Source organism: Arthrobacter sp. MYb221, assembly GCF_002979835.1.
GTDB lineage: Bacteria > Actinomycetota > Actinomycetes > Actinomycetales > Micrococcaceae > Glutamicibacter.
Genome location: NZ_PCPW01000007.1, coordinates 64,284 through 78,438 on the forward strand (window position 1 = coordinate 64,284; position 14,155 = coordinate 78,438).

Below are 14,155 nucleotides of genomic sequence, written 5' to 3' on the forward strand. Positions count from 1 at the left end.
CCGGAAGGCCGCTAAGCTGCCGCTGGCGGCTGTTGGGCGGCGGCCTAGCCGCGGTGGACTTCAACTTCCGGATCGGCTGGTCACGGCAAGGAGCTTTCCGGGCATGGAAAAGCCCCGAGGGCTGGACCTTTGAGTGGTCCGTCCCTCGGGGCTGCCCCGGCAACCGGGGTCCCGGGTGTGGGCTAGACTCCGGCGTAGGAGTGCAGGCCGTCGAAGAACATATTCACGATGGTGAAGTTGAAGATCACGCAGCCGTAGCCGATGATCGACAGCCAGGCCGAACGGGGCCCGGTCCAGCCACCGGTGGCACGTGCGTGCAGGTAGCCGGCGTAGACCACCCAGATCACGAAGGACCAGACTTCCTTCGGGTCCCAGCCCCAGTAGCGTCCCCAGGCCGCTTCGGCCCAGATCGCGCCGGCCATCACGGTGAAGGTCCACATGACAAACGAAATGGTATTGATCCGGTAGGCGAAGTTCTCCAGCGCGCCCGCTCCGGGAACCAAGCGCATGAATGGCAGCTTGTCCGGCTGGCCGGCGGCCAGCTTGCTCATCCGCGAGTGCTGGATCAGCTGCAGCACGTTCATGGCGAAGCTGATGGAGAACAGCGCCGCGGCGAATACCGCGATGGACACATGGATGACAATCCACGGGCTCTGCAAGGCGGGTACCAGGTGGCCCAACGGAGTGGGGAAGCCCAGGGTCGCGCCGCACAGCATCAGGGTCACCAGGCCGATGATGAAGCTGCCCATGAACCGCAGGTCCTTGAAGAACAAAACCACCAGGTACACCACGGTGACCACCAGCGCGCCGGTGGACAAGAACTCATACATGTTGCCCCACGGCACGCGGTGCGCCGCGACGCCGCGGGCGACGACCGCGAAGCCATGCATCGCCACGCCAAGCCAGGTCAGCACCACCGCGATGCGTGCGATATTGCGCGTCGAGGAGTGCTCGGTGTAGTTCATCTTGTCGTTGACGATGTCTTCGCCAACGTTGTCGGCGCGCGCCGGCTGCGCACCGCGCTTCGGGCGTTTCGGCTGCGCCACCGCGGTCGTTCCGGCACCAACGAGCATCTCGGAGTCGCGTTTTAATGCGGCCGCATCAATTTCGCTGATGCTCTTATTGCTCTTGGCCAGGTCCAGCGCGAAGAAAATGAAGGCAACCATGTAGACGAATGCCGAAAGCAACATGAACAGCTGGCTGTAGTTGCCCAGCGTTTCGTTGATTGGCGCGAGGTTTGAGCCGTTAGGCATTTACTTCTCCTTGGTCCTGCTTCTGGCTGGCCACTGGCCACTTGCTGTCAAAGATATTGTGCAACTCTGCGGATTCACGTTCAAGGCGCGGATCCTCGCCGCGGGCCAGCAGCGCGTATTCAATGCTGCGCTGCCCGTCCTCGTTCTTCAGCTTCACCCAGACGCGTCGGCGCGGAGTGAAGAGCGAGACCGCCAGTCCCGCGAGGGACAAGAAGGCGAAGATGAGGATCGGCGTTTTGCTCGGATCGTAATTCACATCCACGGCGATGAAGCGCTTCAGGTCGTCGAAGGCGATGCTCCCCTTGCCATCGGGCAGGTCATAGGTCTGCCCGGCTTCAAGCACTATGCCGCCGGAGTCGAGATTGCGTGAATTCACCTCGGTGAGGTTCTCGGTGTCCAGCACATACACGTTCTGCGGCACGCCGTCGTCGAGGCCCAGGTTTCCGGCGAAGGAGTTCAGGTGAAGCTGCGGGTTGATCGCGTTGGGATCCCCGGAGATGCCAAAGCCGGTTTCATCGACCAAGGCGGTGGGCAGCAAGAAGCCCTGGAAACCCAGCTGTTCTGGTTTCGCGTCCGGTGCCTTGATGACCATCAGGGAGGTGTACACCGAGTCCTGCGGCACCGAAACCACCGGGCCGGAGAAGGACACATCCCCGTTGCCGTCACGGACCGTCACCACCGGCGCGTAGCCGTTGCCGACCAAATACACGTCGGCGCCGTTGATGCGCAGCGGGTGGTTGACCTTCAGCTCTTCTTTCACCGGTTCGGCATCGGCAGAACGCCGGGTCTCCACATGCGCGGTGAAATCCAGGGGCTGGCCGAAGTGCGTTTTCGATTCGCGGTCGAAGACGATGTCGAATTTGTCCAGCTTCACCGAATAGGCGGTGAGATTCTCCGGGTTGAAGCTGGTGCCCGGGGTGAAGGAATCATAGGAAACCAGCGAGTTCACGAAGGTCTCCCCCTCCACGATGACGCGCTGCCCGGCGTAGCCGAAGGCTCCGCCGATGGCCACCGAAACGAGCACGCCGATCAGCGAGATGTGGAAGGTCAGGTTGCCGATCTCCCGGGTGTAGCCGCGTTCGGCCGCTACCGAGCGGCCGGTTGCATCGGAGCGACGCTCAACACGGTAACCACGCTTACGCAGCACCTTGTAGGCATCATCGATGACTTCATCATCGCTAGGAGTATCTGCTTCATCTTCAACCAGCGAAAGTGAGGTGTACTGCGGCAACCGATCGAGTCGGGCGGGAGTGCGTGGCGGCGGGGTGCGCAGTGCCTGTGCGTGCTTCTTCACCCGGGGAATGATGCAACCCACCAGCGAAACGAAGAGCAGAATATAAATCGCGGAGAACCACGCGGAGGAATACACATCGAAGAGCTGGAACCGGTCAAGCCAGGGGCCGGTTGCCGGGTTCTGCTCGAGATACTCATTGACCGTCTCGGGGTTCATCGACCGCTGCGGGAAGATCGATCCCGGAACGGCAGCGACCGCGAGCAGCAGCAGCAAGAACAGGGCGGTTGGCATCGAGGTCAGTTGAGTCCAGATCCACCGCAGCGAACCAAGGAAACCCAGGGCAGGTGCGTCGCCTCGGTCTTTGCCGGTTCGTTTATTTTTCGCCATTAGATCGGCAACCTCACTTCATTGGCAAACCAGTTTTGTAATTCAGCGACCCAGGTTCCCCAGAGCCCGGAGATCATGACCAGTCCGAGCAGGATCAGCATTCCCCCGCCTAGACGCATAATCAGCAGCTGATGCTTGCGGAAGAATGCCAGCGCCTGCATGCCGCGCTGCAATCCGAGGGCGATCAGGATGAACGGAAAACCCAATCCAAGGCAATAGAACACCGTCAACAGCGTTCCGCGGGCAACGTTCGCATCGGTGCCAGTGGACATGATCAGCACCGCGCTGAGCGTAGGCCCGATGCACGGGGCCCAGCCCAAACCGAAGGTCAGCCCCAGCACCGGCGCTCCCCAGAGTCCTGCCGGTGGTTTCCGATGAATTTTTCGGTCCCGTTGCATCCAGGAAATTCCGCCCATGAAGACGATGCCCATAAGCACCACGACCAGGCCCAAGGCCTGGGTTACCCAGGCGCCGTTGAACTTCAGCCACGCGGTGGCCTGGCTGAACAGCACGCCGGCCGCGATGAAGACTACCGAGAATCCGAGGACAAACAGCAGCACGCCCAGCAGGACCCGACCGCGACGGTGCTCGCGCAGATCGGCGCCGGTCAGCCCGGTGACATAACCGAGATATCCCGGGACCAAGGGCAGAACGCACGGTGAGAGGAAGGAAACCAGTCCCGCAAGCATGGCCACCGGGGCGGCCAGCAGCAGCGACCCGTCGAGCGCAATGTCGGCGAAGGGATTCGAAGAGATCAACGGGAGGCTCACAACTCTTCGGTGAGCGCGGTGTCGATCAGGGACTTCAACGTCCCCTTTTCGATAGCACCTATGACGCGGGCGCGAACCCGTCCCTCGCGGTCCAGAACCAGCGTGGAGGGAACCGCCTGCAGTGGTACGTATTTGGTCATCGCCAATTGGATCTGGCCATCGGTGTCCTGCACCGATTCATAAGGGATTTCGAAGCTGCGCTCGAAGGCCAGCGAGGCTTCGGCCTCATCGCGGACGTTGACTCCGATGAATGGAACGTCCTCGCCAAAGTCCTCGGAGAGTTCTTTCAGGTGCGGTGCCTCGATTCGGCACGGTGCGCACGCGGCGTACCAGAAGTTCAGCACCACCGGCTTACCGCGCAGGGCCGCCAGATCGATGGGCGTGCCCTGATAGGTCTCGGAGGTCAGTTCGATTGGCTCGCTGCGCTTCGCGGGCAGGTATTCCTGCACCGCGCCGTCGCCGGCGATGTAGTTTTTGTTGTCTCCGGAGCGCGCCTGCTTGGCTAGCGGATCCTCGGTGACCGAGCATGCGGCCAGCGGCACAGCCGCCGCGGCAACCAGCATCGAACGCAGCATGGTGCGACGATTCAGGAAGCGAGGATTCTGCGAGGATTCATTCATTTGGCTTAGGCTCCAGGGATGTTCGCCGCGCCCGCCAGCAGGTCTGGGCTCGGTTCGGTGTAATTCACGGAGCGAAGTTCGTCTCCGTCAAACTCAAAACTCGTTATTGAGCTCAGCGTGCATTCGCGCTGGCGTGGGTCATGCCAGAGCGGCTTGCCTTCACCGGCGCGCCGGGTCACCCAAATAGGCAACTGGTGGCTGACGATAATGATCTCGGCGCCGTCGCCGTGTTCGGCCACCGCCGCCTGGCGCTGGGCGTCCATGGCCTGTCGCATGCGAGCGACCTGCGCGGCGTACGGTTCGCCCCATGAGGGTTTCAGCGGATTGCGCAGCAGCGGCCAGTACCGCGGATTCTTCAGGTGGGACTTGATCTGTGCCAGACCTTCAAAGCTGTTGCCTGCCTCGATCACCCGGTCATCGGTGATGATGGGCAGGCCCAGAGCCTGGGCCGCAGGTTGCGCGGTCTGCTGCGCTCGAAGCAGCGGGGAGGCAACCAGACGGACCACCCGGGCGCCTTCGGCCTGACGCTTGGCGAAGTACTCTCCGGCTCGATCCGCCATCTGGAAACCCAGCTCGGAAAGGCCATACCCCGGGATCCGGCCATACAAAACGCGGTTCGGGTTGAAAACTTCCCCATGGCGCAACAAATGAACGGTTGAAACTGGCATGGTTACAGTCTCTCAAACAATCAACCTAAAAGATGAAAATTGTGGCCACGATCAAGTATTCACAGCCTCTGCATGGGATTCCCATATCAAAAAACCATCCTTTCGGAGGGGCACATCACAAACGCCACGGACTAGGCTAGTAGTTAGAGTTACTCACCGTTTAGCAGCAATCAAAGGACGATCATGAGCACCAACGATCCGAACCAGCCAGGCCAGCCATATGACCCGTTAGCCGGGTCCGGGAGTTCGAACCCGAACCCCTACGGCGAAAATCCCTACGGTGGGCAGCCGACCCCCTACGGTCAGCCGGCAGCGCAGCAGCTTCCGCAATTCCAGCAGCAAGGTGGCTACGCTCCGGTCCAGCCGCCTGCCGAGCGTCCCAAGACCTTGCAGATGGCGTTTATTTTCATCATGCTTGCCGGGGTGCTCAGCGCCGCAGCCAGCTGGCTGATCAACAGCACCAACCTCTTCGGCAATATGGTGCGTTCGCAGTGGACGATGTTCGAAGATCAGATGCGCATGCAGATGGAGTCTTCCAACGACGCCGCGATGAATGCAGAGATCGAACGCATGATAGAAAACCCCGACACTTTCCTGTCGCAGATCACTTCCACCATGACCACCTTCACCGTGGTGGGCATGTTCATCACGCTCATCGCCTACTTCTTGGTCGGCTTCTTCGTCGGTCGAGGGGTCCGCGCGATGCGGATCATCGCCACGATCCTGGCGGCCATCTCCGTCGTTGGCATGCTGATCAGCCTGCCGATGTTCAGCATGTACGCCAACGCGGCTGATGCCACGATGATCAATGTGGTTTATGCCCTTGGATTCATTGCTGGCGTCGTCGGCGTGGTCTTCGCCTGGTTGCCGGCTTCCTCGCAGTACATCGCCCAGCGCAGCCAGGCGCGCCGGGCTGGCTACCGCTAAACCGTTTCGGGTCCTCAGACCCAGCGCTGAAATTGGCGTAGGCCGTGGCTCATTTGAGCCACGGCCTACGCCTTTAGATTTTAACTGCCCGGTTGCCGCCTAGCGTTGTACCGCGTGGTAGGCCAGGATCTGCAGCTCGGTGGACAGGTCCACGCGGCGGACGATCATGCCCGCCGGAATGCGCAGCGGCTGTGGCGCGAAGCTGAGCACCGACTTCACCCCATGCGCCGCAAGCGCGTCGATCAGCCCCTGGGCCGCGACTCCGGGAACCGCTAGGACCGCGATATTGATCTGCTCCCGCGCAATCACCTCGCCGAGCTCACCGACCGGTTCCACGATAAATTCGCCGACCTCGCTGCCGACCAGGGATACGTCCGCATCGAGGATGGCGCGCACCTGGAAACCTCGGCTGGCAAAACCTGCGTAGCCGCTCAGCGCACGTCCGAGGTTACCGGCGCCGAGGATGGCCACACGCCAGTCCTGGTTCAGGCCCAAGGTCCGGTTGATGTGTTCGGCCAGCTCGGTCACCACATATCCGACGCCACGAGTTCCATAGGAACCAAGCAAGGAGAGGTCCTTGCGGAGGATTGCCGGGTTCACTCCGGCTTCCTTGGCCAGCACACCCGAGCTGGTGCGTTCCACGCCCTGGGCTTCGAACGCATTGAGCGCCCGCAAATACTGGGTCAGGCGCGTCAGCGTCGCTTCGGGCAGTACCCGCGGTTCAATTTCAGCCATGCGCCGCTGCTCTGCTTTTCGAACGGGCCGGTAAATGCATCAAGGGGCCTCTCATGCCATTAGCTGCCCAACAGGCGTTCAAGCCGTTTGGCATCAATGGTCCAGAAGTCCCGGACCTGACCATCAACGAGGAGTACTGGCACCTCTTCGTGGTGGCGTGCCAGCAGTTCGGGATGCTCGTCGATGTCTATTTCGGAGAACTCCATGTTCATCCGTTCGGTGACGTCGTTGACTGTCGCCCTGGCGGCCTCGCACAAATGGCATCCTTGGCGCACCAGTAACTGGATCTCATGCATTTTACTCACCTGTCCATAATCTCACGAGCCGCAACCAGCGTCTAAGTCGGCAATGAAATAAACTGGATCAAATGCAGTCTTCAGAGCACCTCACCAGCCAGAACACGTCGGCGCCACGCGACGTCGTTGCCGCCTTCTTCGACGTGGACAACACCATGGTCCGTGGTGCCTCCCTATATCTGCTGGCCAGGAAGATGCATCAGCGTCGTTTCTTCCGGCTACGCGAAATTCTCTGGTTTGCCCTCAAGCAGCTGCGCTTTGCCGCCCGCGGCGAGCATCTGGGCGACATCCATCAGATTCGCGACCGTGCGCTGCTGATGGCCAAGGGCATTTCGGTCGCCGAGATGGCGCAGATTGGCCAGGAAATCTATGACGAGTACATTGAGCCTAAGTTATGGAAAGGCACGGTCTCCATCGCCCATCAGCATCGCGCAGTGGGCCGAGAAGTTTGGCTGGTCACCGCGACCCCGCTAGAAGTAGCGAACGTCATATCCGAACGCTTGGAACTCACCGGTGCCTTGGGGACCGTGGTTGAAAATGTGGATGGTAAATACACCGGCGCGCTGGCCACCCCGATCTTGCATGCGGCCGAAAAAGCTCAGGCCGTTCGTACGCTGGCTAAGGAACGTGGAATCAAGCTTTCCAAGTCCTGGGCATACTCGGACTCCTACAACGATGTGCCGTTGCTTGAGGCGGTGGGACATCCTGTTGCGATCAACCCGGACGCGCGGCTGAGGGCCTACGCCAAGCGTCGCGGATGGCAGGTCTACGACTTCCGCACCGGACAGCGTGCGGCGCGGATCAGCCTGCGTCTGGCCGGTGTGCTGGGCGCGGTGTGGGCCGCGAAGCGTTCACTGCCAAGCCGCCGCGGGAAATAGCTGGGAAAAAGCAATCGCCACCGTCAAGGTCAAGCCTTGATACGGTGGCGATAATTGCCAAGAGGCAAATGCTGCTTGAAGCAGATTTACTTCTTATTACGACGCTGGTGACGAGTTTTACGAAGCAATTTACGGTGCTTCTTCTTCGACATACGCTTACGGCGCTTCTTGATAACAGAGCCCATAGTGGTTCCTCACAAACTAAATAAATATGTCAACCAAAATGTAGGCTTAAGAACAAGCATAAGCTACAAGGTTGACCGGACGTTAAACGTTCCTTAATAGATTACCCGCTTTTCGGCCATGCTCTGACCATCGCGCGGCTATCGACCGAGGGAACCTGTTCCACGCTGCGGGTCAATCGCCGCAGCTTGCAGGTAGGCTTCCACTGCGTTTTCCGGAACGCGATAGGAGCGACCGAATTGAACAGCAGGCAAGTCGCCTGCATGAATCAGGCGATAAACCGTCATTTTAGAAACACGCATCATCTCGGCCACTTCAGCGACCGTCATGAAACGGGCTCCTGCAAAATTCTGTTTATCCGCCATAGGGGAATTTCTCCTGACGCTGATCTCTGATTCGTCGTTTATATTGCTCGCGTGAACAAATACGACTTGGGATCAACATCGGCAATCATATTCACGTTCGCTCGATCCCAGTCTAGTCGCACTTACGTAACTTTTGCATCACGGAACACACCTGAACCACATTTAGATCTCAAAAAAGAGCTTTTAAAAGCTGCTGGCCGCCGTTCCGAGGCCGGAAACGGCGTCGAAACAGCGGCCAAGAGGTCGCTTGAGGGTCGAGGGACTAGATCAAGCCCTGAGCCAGCATTGCGTCGGCAACCTTGACGAAGCCGGCGATATTGGCGCCGGCAACGTAGTTGCCTGGCACCCCGTATTCGTCGGCGGTGGTTGCGCAACGCTCGTGAATGCCTACCATGATCTCGGTCAGGCGAAGCTCGGTGTGCTCGAAGGTCCACGAGTCGCGGCTAGCGTTCTGCTGCATTTCCAGCGCAGAAGTAGCCACGCCACCGGCGTTGGCGGCCTTGCCCGGACCGAAGAGGATGCCAGCATCCTGGAATACCGAGGTCGCCTCGGCGGTGGTTGGCATATTGGCGCCTTCGGCCACGGCGATAGTTCCCGCGGCAACCATCTTCTTCGCCGAGGCTGCTCCAAGTTCGTTCTGCGTGGCACACGGCAGGGCTACCGCGCCCTGCACGTCCCAGACGTTTCCGTCGGCCACGTAGGAAACCTTCTTGCTCCCCCGGCGCTCGGCGTATTCGCTGATACGTCCGCGCTCGACTTCCTTGATCTGGCGCAGCAGATCAAGATCGATGCCATTTTCGTCGACGATGAATCCGCTGGAATCCGAGGCGGTAATCACCTTCGCGCCCAGATCCTGAGCCTTCTCGATGGCATGCAGCGCCACGTTTCCGGACCCCGAAACGACCACGCGCTGGCCGTCGAAGCTCATCCCGCGGGTCTTGAGCATCTCTTCGGTAAAGATCACCGCGCCGTAGCCGGTGGCTTCCGGGCGTACCAATGAGCCGCCCCAGCTCAGCCCCTTGCCGGTCAGCACGCCAGACTCGTAGCGATTGGTGATTCGCTTGTACTGGCCGAAGAGGTAACCGATCTCACGGCCACCGACACCAATGTCACCGGCTGGAACGTCGGTGTATTCGCCGATATGACGGTAGAGCTCGGTCATGAACGACTGGCAGAAGCGCATCACCTCGCCGTCGGTCTTCCCGCGCGGGTCAAAGTCCGAGCCGCCCTTGCCACCACCAATTGGCATGCCGGTCAGGGAGTTCTTGAAGATCTGTTCGAAGCCAAGGAACTTGACGATGCCCAGATAAACCGAAGGATGGAAACGCAGTCCGCCCTTGTATGGGCCCAGCGCGGAGTTGAACTCGACACGGAAACCGCGGTTGATCTGTACACGACCCTGGTCATCTACCCAAGGCACGCGGAAAATGATCTGGCGCTCTGGCTCGCACAGGCGCTGAAGAATAGCAGCCTCTGCATATTCTGGGTGCTTCTGTGACACCGCTTCGAGGCTCTCGAAGACTTCGGTCACGGCCTGGTGGAATTCTGCCTCACCGGGATTACGGCGGAAGACTTCGTCGCGAATACTCGCTAGTTGCTTGTCCAAGTTTTTCTCCTCATCACTTGGGGCAGGCCTCAGGGGCGCGCAAAAGCCCACCGGCCCGGCAACTCTGCCCCACGCAAGAGAATGCCATGCCTGACATTCTCAATGAAAATTCTTTGTTACATACAGCGCTCGCCTGCGTAACTTAAATATCACCGACCGCAATGCCCGAATCCGCTTTTAGTCAGGTCAGATAGCTAACGTCGACGGCCGAAGCGTGGGAAGCGCTCCAATATTTCTTGCGCTCGTCCCGTGACTTGTTCGAGCCCCCGCCCTACACTGCGTCCGAGCTGATGAGCTGCGGCTGGAAGTGCGTTGGCGTCCTGCGGATCTTGAATCAGGTCCAGGTCCACCGGCATCAGCTCCGCCGCCGGCTCCTCGGCCGGCAAAAACTCTACGCACCAGGAGACCAGGGTGTCGATCGCTTCGCACTGCACACTGTAGATGCGGCGTTGGCCTTGGGCTGTCATGCTGACCAGGTCCGCTTCACGCAGAACCTTCAGGTGCTTGGAGACGGTCGGTTGAGAAATATCCAACTGAACCACCAAGGCACCAACCGCCATCGGCTCGAGCTTTAACGCCTCGATGATCTTGCGTCGGGTTGGTTCTGCCAATGCAGAAAATACGTCGTCAATAGCCACAGACATTACCCTATCGGCAGATGGCCTTACAGGAACGAATTTTTTGCCCCTGTTGAGGGTCGAGATTGATCACAGGAAAGCGAACGCCTTAGTCAAACCACGGGTCCAGCCCATAGAGCGGGAAAACTTCCTTACGCGTGGCGATAATCGTACGGTCCACCGGATCGGCCGGATCATAACCGACCTCCCAGTTCCGCCACCACAATTGGGCGTCATCCCCCATCAGATAGGGCACCGCCCGGCCGTAGGTTTCCAGCACATGGCGCCGGAAGCCCTCCGGAACGTAGGTACGCAAGGCAATGGGCTTGCCGGCGGCGATCGCCGTCAGGTGGGTCCACGTGCGCGGCACGACGGCGGTGACGTTGTAGCCGCCGCCTCCGGTAGCCAGCCAGCGGCCCTGGCAAACCTCGTCCGCCAGCTGGGAGATATCCAGAGCCACCTGGCGCTGGGCGTCCACCGATAGCTTCAGATTGGTCATGTCGTCATCGCGATGGGCATCGCAGCCGTGCTGGGACACGATGACCTCCGGATTGAAGGCGCGCACCAGCTGCGGAACCACCGCGTGGAAGGCGCGCATCCACGCGGCGTCCCCGGTCATCGCGGGCAAGGCGATATTCACCGCGCTGCCCTCGGCCTGCGGGCCTCCGGTCTCGTTGGCGAACCCGGTGCCGGGAAAGAGCGAAAGCCCCGACTCATGGATGGAAATCGTCAAGACCCGGTCATCGTCCCAGAAGATCGATTCGGTACCGTCACCGTGGTGGGCATCGACGTCGATATAGCAAACACGTTTCGCACCGCGCTCCAGCATGCGGTGAATGGCTGCGGCGGCGTCGTTGAAGATGCAGAAGCCGCTGGCCTTGTTGCGCTTGGCATGATGCATCCCGCCGGCGAAGTTCACCGCGCGCACGGTTGATTCATCCATGATCGCCTCCGCGGCGATCACCGAACCGCCCACGATGCGCGCGGCCGCCTCATACATCCCGGCGAAGACCGGGTCGTCTTCGGTTCCCAAACCAAAGTCGACCGCGATCAGCGTGGGGTCGGCGCTGACCTGCTTCACCTGGTCCAGGTAGCCCTGGTCGTGAACGGTCCGCAGCACGGCGTCGCTGGCGACCTCGGGGGCCGAGATGCTCACCGTCGGAGCATCATAAACTTCAAGCTGCTTGCTGAGCCGATGGGTCAGCTCAAGCCGGGCGGGGTGCATCGGATGGTAGTCGCTGAACTTGTACTTCAAGTACTTTTCATCCCAGAGCACCAGGGTGGGTTGCGGCGCATGTCGAGGTTCTAACACCTTTGTAGGCTACCCGATTGTGATCCTTGTAACCCATTTATGGCCGTCCGGGACATTTTGCACGTGTTTCGCGGGGCTAAGACGAGCGCAATTGGTTGCGAACGCGTAAATTACAAGGAGAACCCTCCGTCCCAACGAAATGGCGAATTAAGGCGATGAGCACCCAGAGCGAACCGCGCGACAAGGCGCGGGTAGCTGAATTACGCGAAAAGCGGCGCAAACAGTGGTTGGCGTTGCGCGTGCGGATCGCCGACTTCACGGTCCGCTCCCCCGCCCGCTTGGCCCTAGGCGCCTTCCTCGTGGCCATCGCGATTTTCACTTCCCTGCTGGCAGCCCCGTTCTCCTCGGCTTCCGGGGAAGCGACCGCATTGCACGACGCGCTGTTCACCGCCGTCTCGGCGGTCTGCGTCACCGGCCTGACCACGGTCTCCACCGCGGTCCACTGGTCCTTCGCCGGGCAGCTGATCATGATCATCGGCGCCTTCATGGGCGGGCTGGGAATCCTGACCCTGGCCTCGATCCTCTCCCTGGCGGTCTCGCGCAAGCTCGGCGTGCGCGGCAAGCTGATGGCGCAGAATTCCATGAACACCACCGGGGCCTCCGCCCTGGGCGAGGTCGGCTCGCTGCTGCGCATCGTGATCCTGACCGCGGTCAGCCTGCAGGCGTTGATTGCGCTGCTCCTGGTCCCGCGCTTCGCGGTGCTCGGCGAAAACCTGCCTTCGGCCATCTGGCACGGCGTGTTCTACGCGGTCTCCTCCTTCAACAACGCCGGCTTCACCCCGCACTCCGACGGGCTGGTGCCCTACGGAACGGACCTGTGGATCCTCGGCCCGCTGATGTTCGGGGTGTTCCTGGGTTCCCTGGGCTTCCCCGTGATCATGGTGCTGCTCGTCCACCGGTTCAATGCGAAGAAATGGAATCTGCACACCAAGCTCACCCTGATGGTGACCCTGATCCTGCTGGTCGCCGGCGCCCTGCTGTGGCTCGTGGTCGAATGGAACAACCCGCGCACCATTGGGACCATGGATTCCGGCGACAAGCTCGTCCACGGCCTGTTCGCCTCGGTGATGACCCGTTCTGGCGGATTCAACCTCGTGGACCAAAACGACATGAGCCAGGTCTCGGTGCTCATCACCGATGCGCTGATGTTCGCCGGCGGCGGTTCGGCCTCCACGGCCGGCGGCATCAAGGTCACCACGATCGCCGTGATGTTCCTTGCGATCATGGCCGAGGTGCGCGGCGAGCGCGATGCGAAGGCTTTCGGCCGGCGCATCCCGGAAGGCACCATGCGCGTGGCGGTGTCGGTGGTCGCCCTCGGCGCCACCTTGGTGATGGTGTCCACCGGCTTGCTGCTGGCCATCGACCAGGAGGTCGGTTTCTCCCGCGCATTGTTCGAATCGATCTCCGCATTCGGTACCGTAGGACTGAGCATGGGAGTCTCCGCAGAGATGCCTCCCGCAGGTAAATACGTACTGAGCGCCCTGATGTTCGCCGGACGTATCGGAAGCATCACCTTGGCCAGCGCCTTGACCATGCGTCATCGCGATACGCTGTATAGCCTCCCCGAAGAAAGGCCGATCATTGGCTGAGAAAAGTATGGAGCACAACGCACCGGTGCTCGTCATCGGACTGGGACGCTTCGGCGCCTCGGTGGCCGAAACCCTGGTCAAGCAGGGCCGCGAGGTGCTCGCCATCGAACGCAGCCCGGAATTGGTCCAGCAGTGGGCCAGCACGCTGACCCATGTGGTGGCGGCCGACGCCACCAATATCGATGCGCTGCGCCAGCTGGGCGCCCAGGAGTTCAGCTCCGCGGTGGTCGGGGTGGGCACCTCGATCGAGTCCTCGGTGCTGATTACCGTGAATCTGGTGGATCTGGGGATCGAGCACCTCTGGGTGAAGGCGATTACGCCTTCCCACGGCAAGATCCTCACCCGCATCGGCGCGAACCATGTGATTTATCCGGAGGCCGATGCCGGGGTTCGCGCGGCCCACCTGGTCGGTGGACGCATGCTGGACTTCATCGAGTTCGATGATGGCTTCGCGATTGTGAAGATGTACCCGCCAAAGGAAACCCAGGGCTTCACCCTGGCCGAATCGCAGGTGCGTTCCAAATACGGGATCACCATCGTCGGGGTGAAAACCCCGGGCGAGGACTTCACCTACGCGGTGCCGGACACGATGGTCACGAGGCGTGACATATTGATCGTCTCCGGGCACGTGGACCTGCTCGAACGCTTCGCCGCCCGCCCCTAAACGGGCGTCAAGACGGCTATGGCGCCGGTCCCCCAGTTCGGGGAGCCGGCG

At 60.8% G+C, this 14,155-nt stretch carries 16 protein-coding genes; 4 read left to right on the top strand and 12 right to left on the bottom strand.

Annotation, left to right across the window (positions count from 1 at the left end; all coding sequences use genetic code 11):
- Positions 1-182: 182 nt before the first annotated feature.
- From ccsB to CQ015_RS10225, 5 genes are read right to left on the bottom strand one after another with little or no spacing between them, the layout of a single operon-like run.
- On the bottom strand, positions 183-1,253 hold the full coding sequence (gene ccsB / locus CQ015_RS10205) for a c-type cytochrome biogenesis protein CcsB (protein ID WP_096283414.1): 1,071 nt from the start codon (positions 1,251-1,253) through the stop codon (positions 183-185).
- Complete coding sequence (locus CQ015_RS10210; protein WP_096283412.1) at positions 1,246-2,874, bottom strand: cytochrome c biogenesis protein ResB; 1,629 nt, start codon at positions 2,872-2,874, stop codon at positions 1,246-1,248. The genes ccsB and CQ015_RS10210 overlap by 8 nt, the downstream gene beginning before the upstream one ends.
- The gene (locus tag CQ015_RS10215; protein WP_255248329.1) at positions 2,874-3,644 is read right to left on the bottom strand and encodes a cytochrome c biogenesis CcdA family protein; all 771 of its coding nucleotides are present in this window, start codon (positions 3,642-3,644) and stop codon (positions 2,874-2,876) included. Before CQ015_RS10215 ends, CQ015_RS10210 begins: the two co-directional genes overlap by 1 nt.
- The gene (locus tag CQ015_RS10220; RefSeq protein ID WP_096283410.1) at positions 3,641-4,264 is read right to left on the bottom strand and encodes a TlpA disulfide reductase family protein; all 624 of its coding nucleotides are present in this window, start codon (positions 4,262-4,264) and stop codon (positions 3,641-3,643) included. The genes CQ015_RS10215 and CQ015_RS10220 overlap by 4 nt, the downstream gene beginning before the upstream one ends.
- 5 nt (positions 4,265-4,269) lie before the next feature.
- Positions 4,270-4,932 carry a histidine phosphatase family protein gene (locus tag CQ015_RS10225; protein ID WP_105650050.1) on the bottom strand — a complete coding sequence of 221 codons (663 nt, stop codon included), beginning with the start codon at positions 4,930-4,932 and terminating at the stop codon, positions 4,270-4,272.
- A 183-nt stretch (positions 4,933-5,115) separates the two neighbouring features.
- Here CQ015_RS10225 and CQ015_RS10230 point away from each other — a divergent pair, with 183 nt between their 5' ends.
- Positions 5,116-5,859 carry a DUF4199 domain-containing protein gene (locus CQ015_RS10230; RefSeq protein WP_105650051.1) on the top strand — a complete coding sequence of 248 codons (744 nt, stop codon included), beginning with the start codon at positions 5,116-5,118 and terminating at the stop codon, positions 5,857-5,859.
- Between the two features lie 99 nt (positions 5,860-5,958).
- On the opposite strand, the gene CQ015_RS10235 is transcribed toward CQ015_RS10230, so the two are convergent.
- Together CQ015_RS10235 and CQ015_RS10240 are read right to left on the bottom strand one after the other, a co-directional pair.
- Positions 5,959-6,630 (bottom strand): redox-sensing transcriptional repressor Rex, encoded by a 672-nt coding sequence (locus CQ015_RS10235; RefSeq protein WP_374954779.1) that lies wholly within the window; start codon positions 6,628-6,630, stop codon positions 5,959-5,961.
- Between the two features lie 23 nt (positions 6,631-6,653).
- Positions 6,654-6,890: a glutaredoxin family protein gene (locus CQ015_RS10240; RefSeq protein WP_105553223.1), complete on the bottom strand. Its 237-nt coding sequence runs from the start codon at positions 6,888-6,890 to the stop codon at positions 6,654-6,656.
- A 71-nt stretch (positions 6,891-6,961) separates the two neighbouring features.
- Here CQ015_RS10240 and CQ015_RS10245 point away from each other — a divergent pair, with 71 nt between their 5' ends.
- Complete coding sequence (locus CQ015_RS10245; protein WP_105553224.1) at positions 6,962-7,768, top strand: HAD family phosphatase; 807 nt, start codon at positions 6,962-6,964, stop codon at positions 7,766-7,768.
- Positions 7,769-7,854: 86 nt separating this feature from the next.
- Here the strand turns inward: CQ015_RS10245 and CQ015_RS10250 are convergent, their stop codons facing one another.
- The 5 genes from CQ015_RS10250 to CQ015_RS10270 all read right to left on the bottom strand — a co-directional run bounded on the left by CQ015_RS10250 (position 7,855) and on the right by CQ015_RS10270 (position 11,764).
- Complete coding sequence (locus CQ015_RS10250) at positions 7,855-7,953, bottom strand: 30S ribosomal protein bS22 (protein ID WP_005504750.1); 99 nt, start codon at positions 7,951-7,953, stop codon at positions 7,855-7,857.
- 138 nt (positions 7,954-8,091) lie between these two features.
- Positions 8,092-8,316: a helix-turn-helix domain-containing protein gene (locus CQ015_RS10255; protein ID WP_096257016.1), complete on the bottom strand. Its 225-nt coding sequence runs from the start codon at positions 8,314-8,316 to the stop codon at positions 8,092-8,094.
- Positions 8,317-8,578: 262 nt separating this feature from the next.
- Positions 8,579-9,922, bottom strand: a complete 1,344-nt coding sequence (gene gdhA / locus CQ015_RS10260; protein ID WP_105553225.1) for an NADP-specific glutamate dehydrogenase — start codon at positions 9,920-9,922, stop codon at positions 8,579-8,581.
- A 194-nt stretch (positions 9,923-10,116) separates the two neighbouring features.
- On the bottom strand, positions 10,117-10,560 hold the full coding sequence (locus CQ015_RS10265; protein WP_105553358.1) for a helix-turn-helix transcriptional regulator: 444 nt from the start codon (positions 10,558-10,560) through the stop codon (positions 10,117-10,119).
- A gap of 88 nt (positions 10,561-10,648) precedes the next feature.
- A complete protein-coding gene (locus tag CQ015_RS10270; protein WP_105569231.1) occupies positions 10,649-11,764 on the bottom strand; it encodes an acetoin utilization protein AcuC in 1,116 nt (371 codons plus the stop codon).
- Between the two features lie 242 nt (positions 11,765-12,006).
- On the opposite strand from CQ015_RS10270, the gene CQ015_RS10275 reads away from it, so the two are divergent.
- Both CQ015_RS10275 and CQ015_RS10280 read left to right on the top strand, forming a co-directional pair.
- Positions 12,007-13,440, top strand: coding sequence for a TrkH family potassium uptake protein (locus CQ015_RS10275; protein ID WP_105553226.1), 1,434 nt, complete (start codon positions 12,007-12,009; stop codon positions 13,438-13,440).
- Positions 13,441-13,447: 7 nt separating this feature from the next.
- Entirely contained in the window at positions 13,448-14,104 is a 657-nt protein-coding gene (locus CQ015_RS10280; protein ID WP_096283393.1) for a TrkA family potassium uptake protein, read from the top strand.
- Positions 14,105-14,155: the final 51 nt, after the last annotated feature.

Bases quoted from the DNA above. Each gene is read 5' to 3' on its own strand.
- CQ015_RS10225 (WP_105650050.1), bottom strand. From the start codon at position 4,932: ATGCCAGTTTCAACCGTTCATTTGTTGCGCCATGGGGAAGTTTTCAAC.
- CQ015_RS10220 (WP_096283410.1), bottom strand. From the start codon at position 4,264: ATGAATGAATCCTCGCAGAATCCTCGCTTCCTGAATCGTCGCACCATG.
- CQ015_RS10250 (WP_005504750.1), bottom strand. From the start codon at position 7,953: ATGGGCTCTGTTATCAAGAAGCGCCGTAAGCGTATGTCGAAGAAGAAG.
- ccsB (WP_096283414.1), bottom strand. From the start codon at position 1,253: ATGCCTAACGGCTCAAACCTCGCGCCAATCAACGAAACGCTGGGCAAC.
- CQ015_RS10210 (WP_096283412.1), bottom strand. From the start codon at position 2,874: ATGGCGAAAAATAAACGAACCGGCAAAGACCGAGGCGACGCACCTGCC.
- CQ015_RS10275 (WP_105553226.1), top strand. From the start codon at position 12,007: ATGAGCACCCAGAGCGAACCGCGCGACAAGGCGCGGGTAGCTGAATTA.
- CQ015_RS10245 (WP_105553224.1), top strand. From the start codon at position 6,962: ATGCAGTCTTCAGAGCACCTCACCAGCCAGAACACGTCGGCGCCACGC.
- CQ015_RS10270 (WP_105569231.1), bottom strand. From the start codon at position 11,764: ATGCACCCCGCCCGGCTTGAGCTGACCCATCGGCTCAGCAAGCAGCTT.
- CQ015_RS10280 (WP_096283393.1), top strand. From the start codon at position 13,448: ATGGAGCACAACGCACCGGTGCTCGTCATCGGACTGGGACGCTTCGGC.
- CQ015_RS10230 (WP_105650051.1), top strand. From the start codon at position 5,116: ATGAGCACCAACGATCCGAACCAGCCAGGCCAGCCATATGACCCGTTA.
- CQ015_RS10255 (WP_096257016.1), bottom strand. From the start codon at position 8,316: ATGGCGGATAAACAGAATTTTGCAGGAGCCCGTTTCATGACGGTCGCT.
- CQ015_RS10240 (WP_105553223.1), bottom strand. From the start codon at position 6,890: ATGCATGAGATCCAGTTACTGGTGCGCCAAGGATGCCATTTGTGCGAG.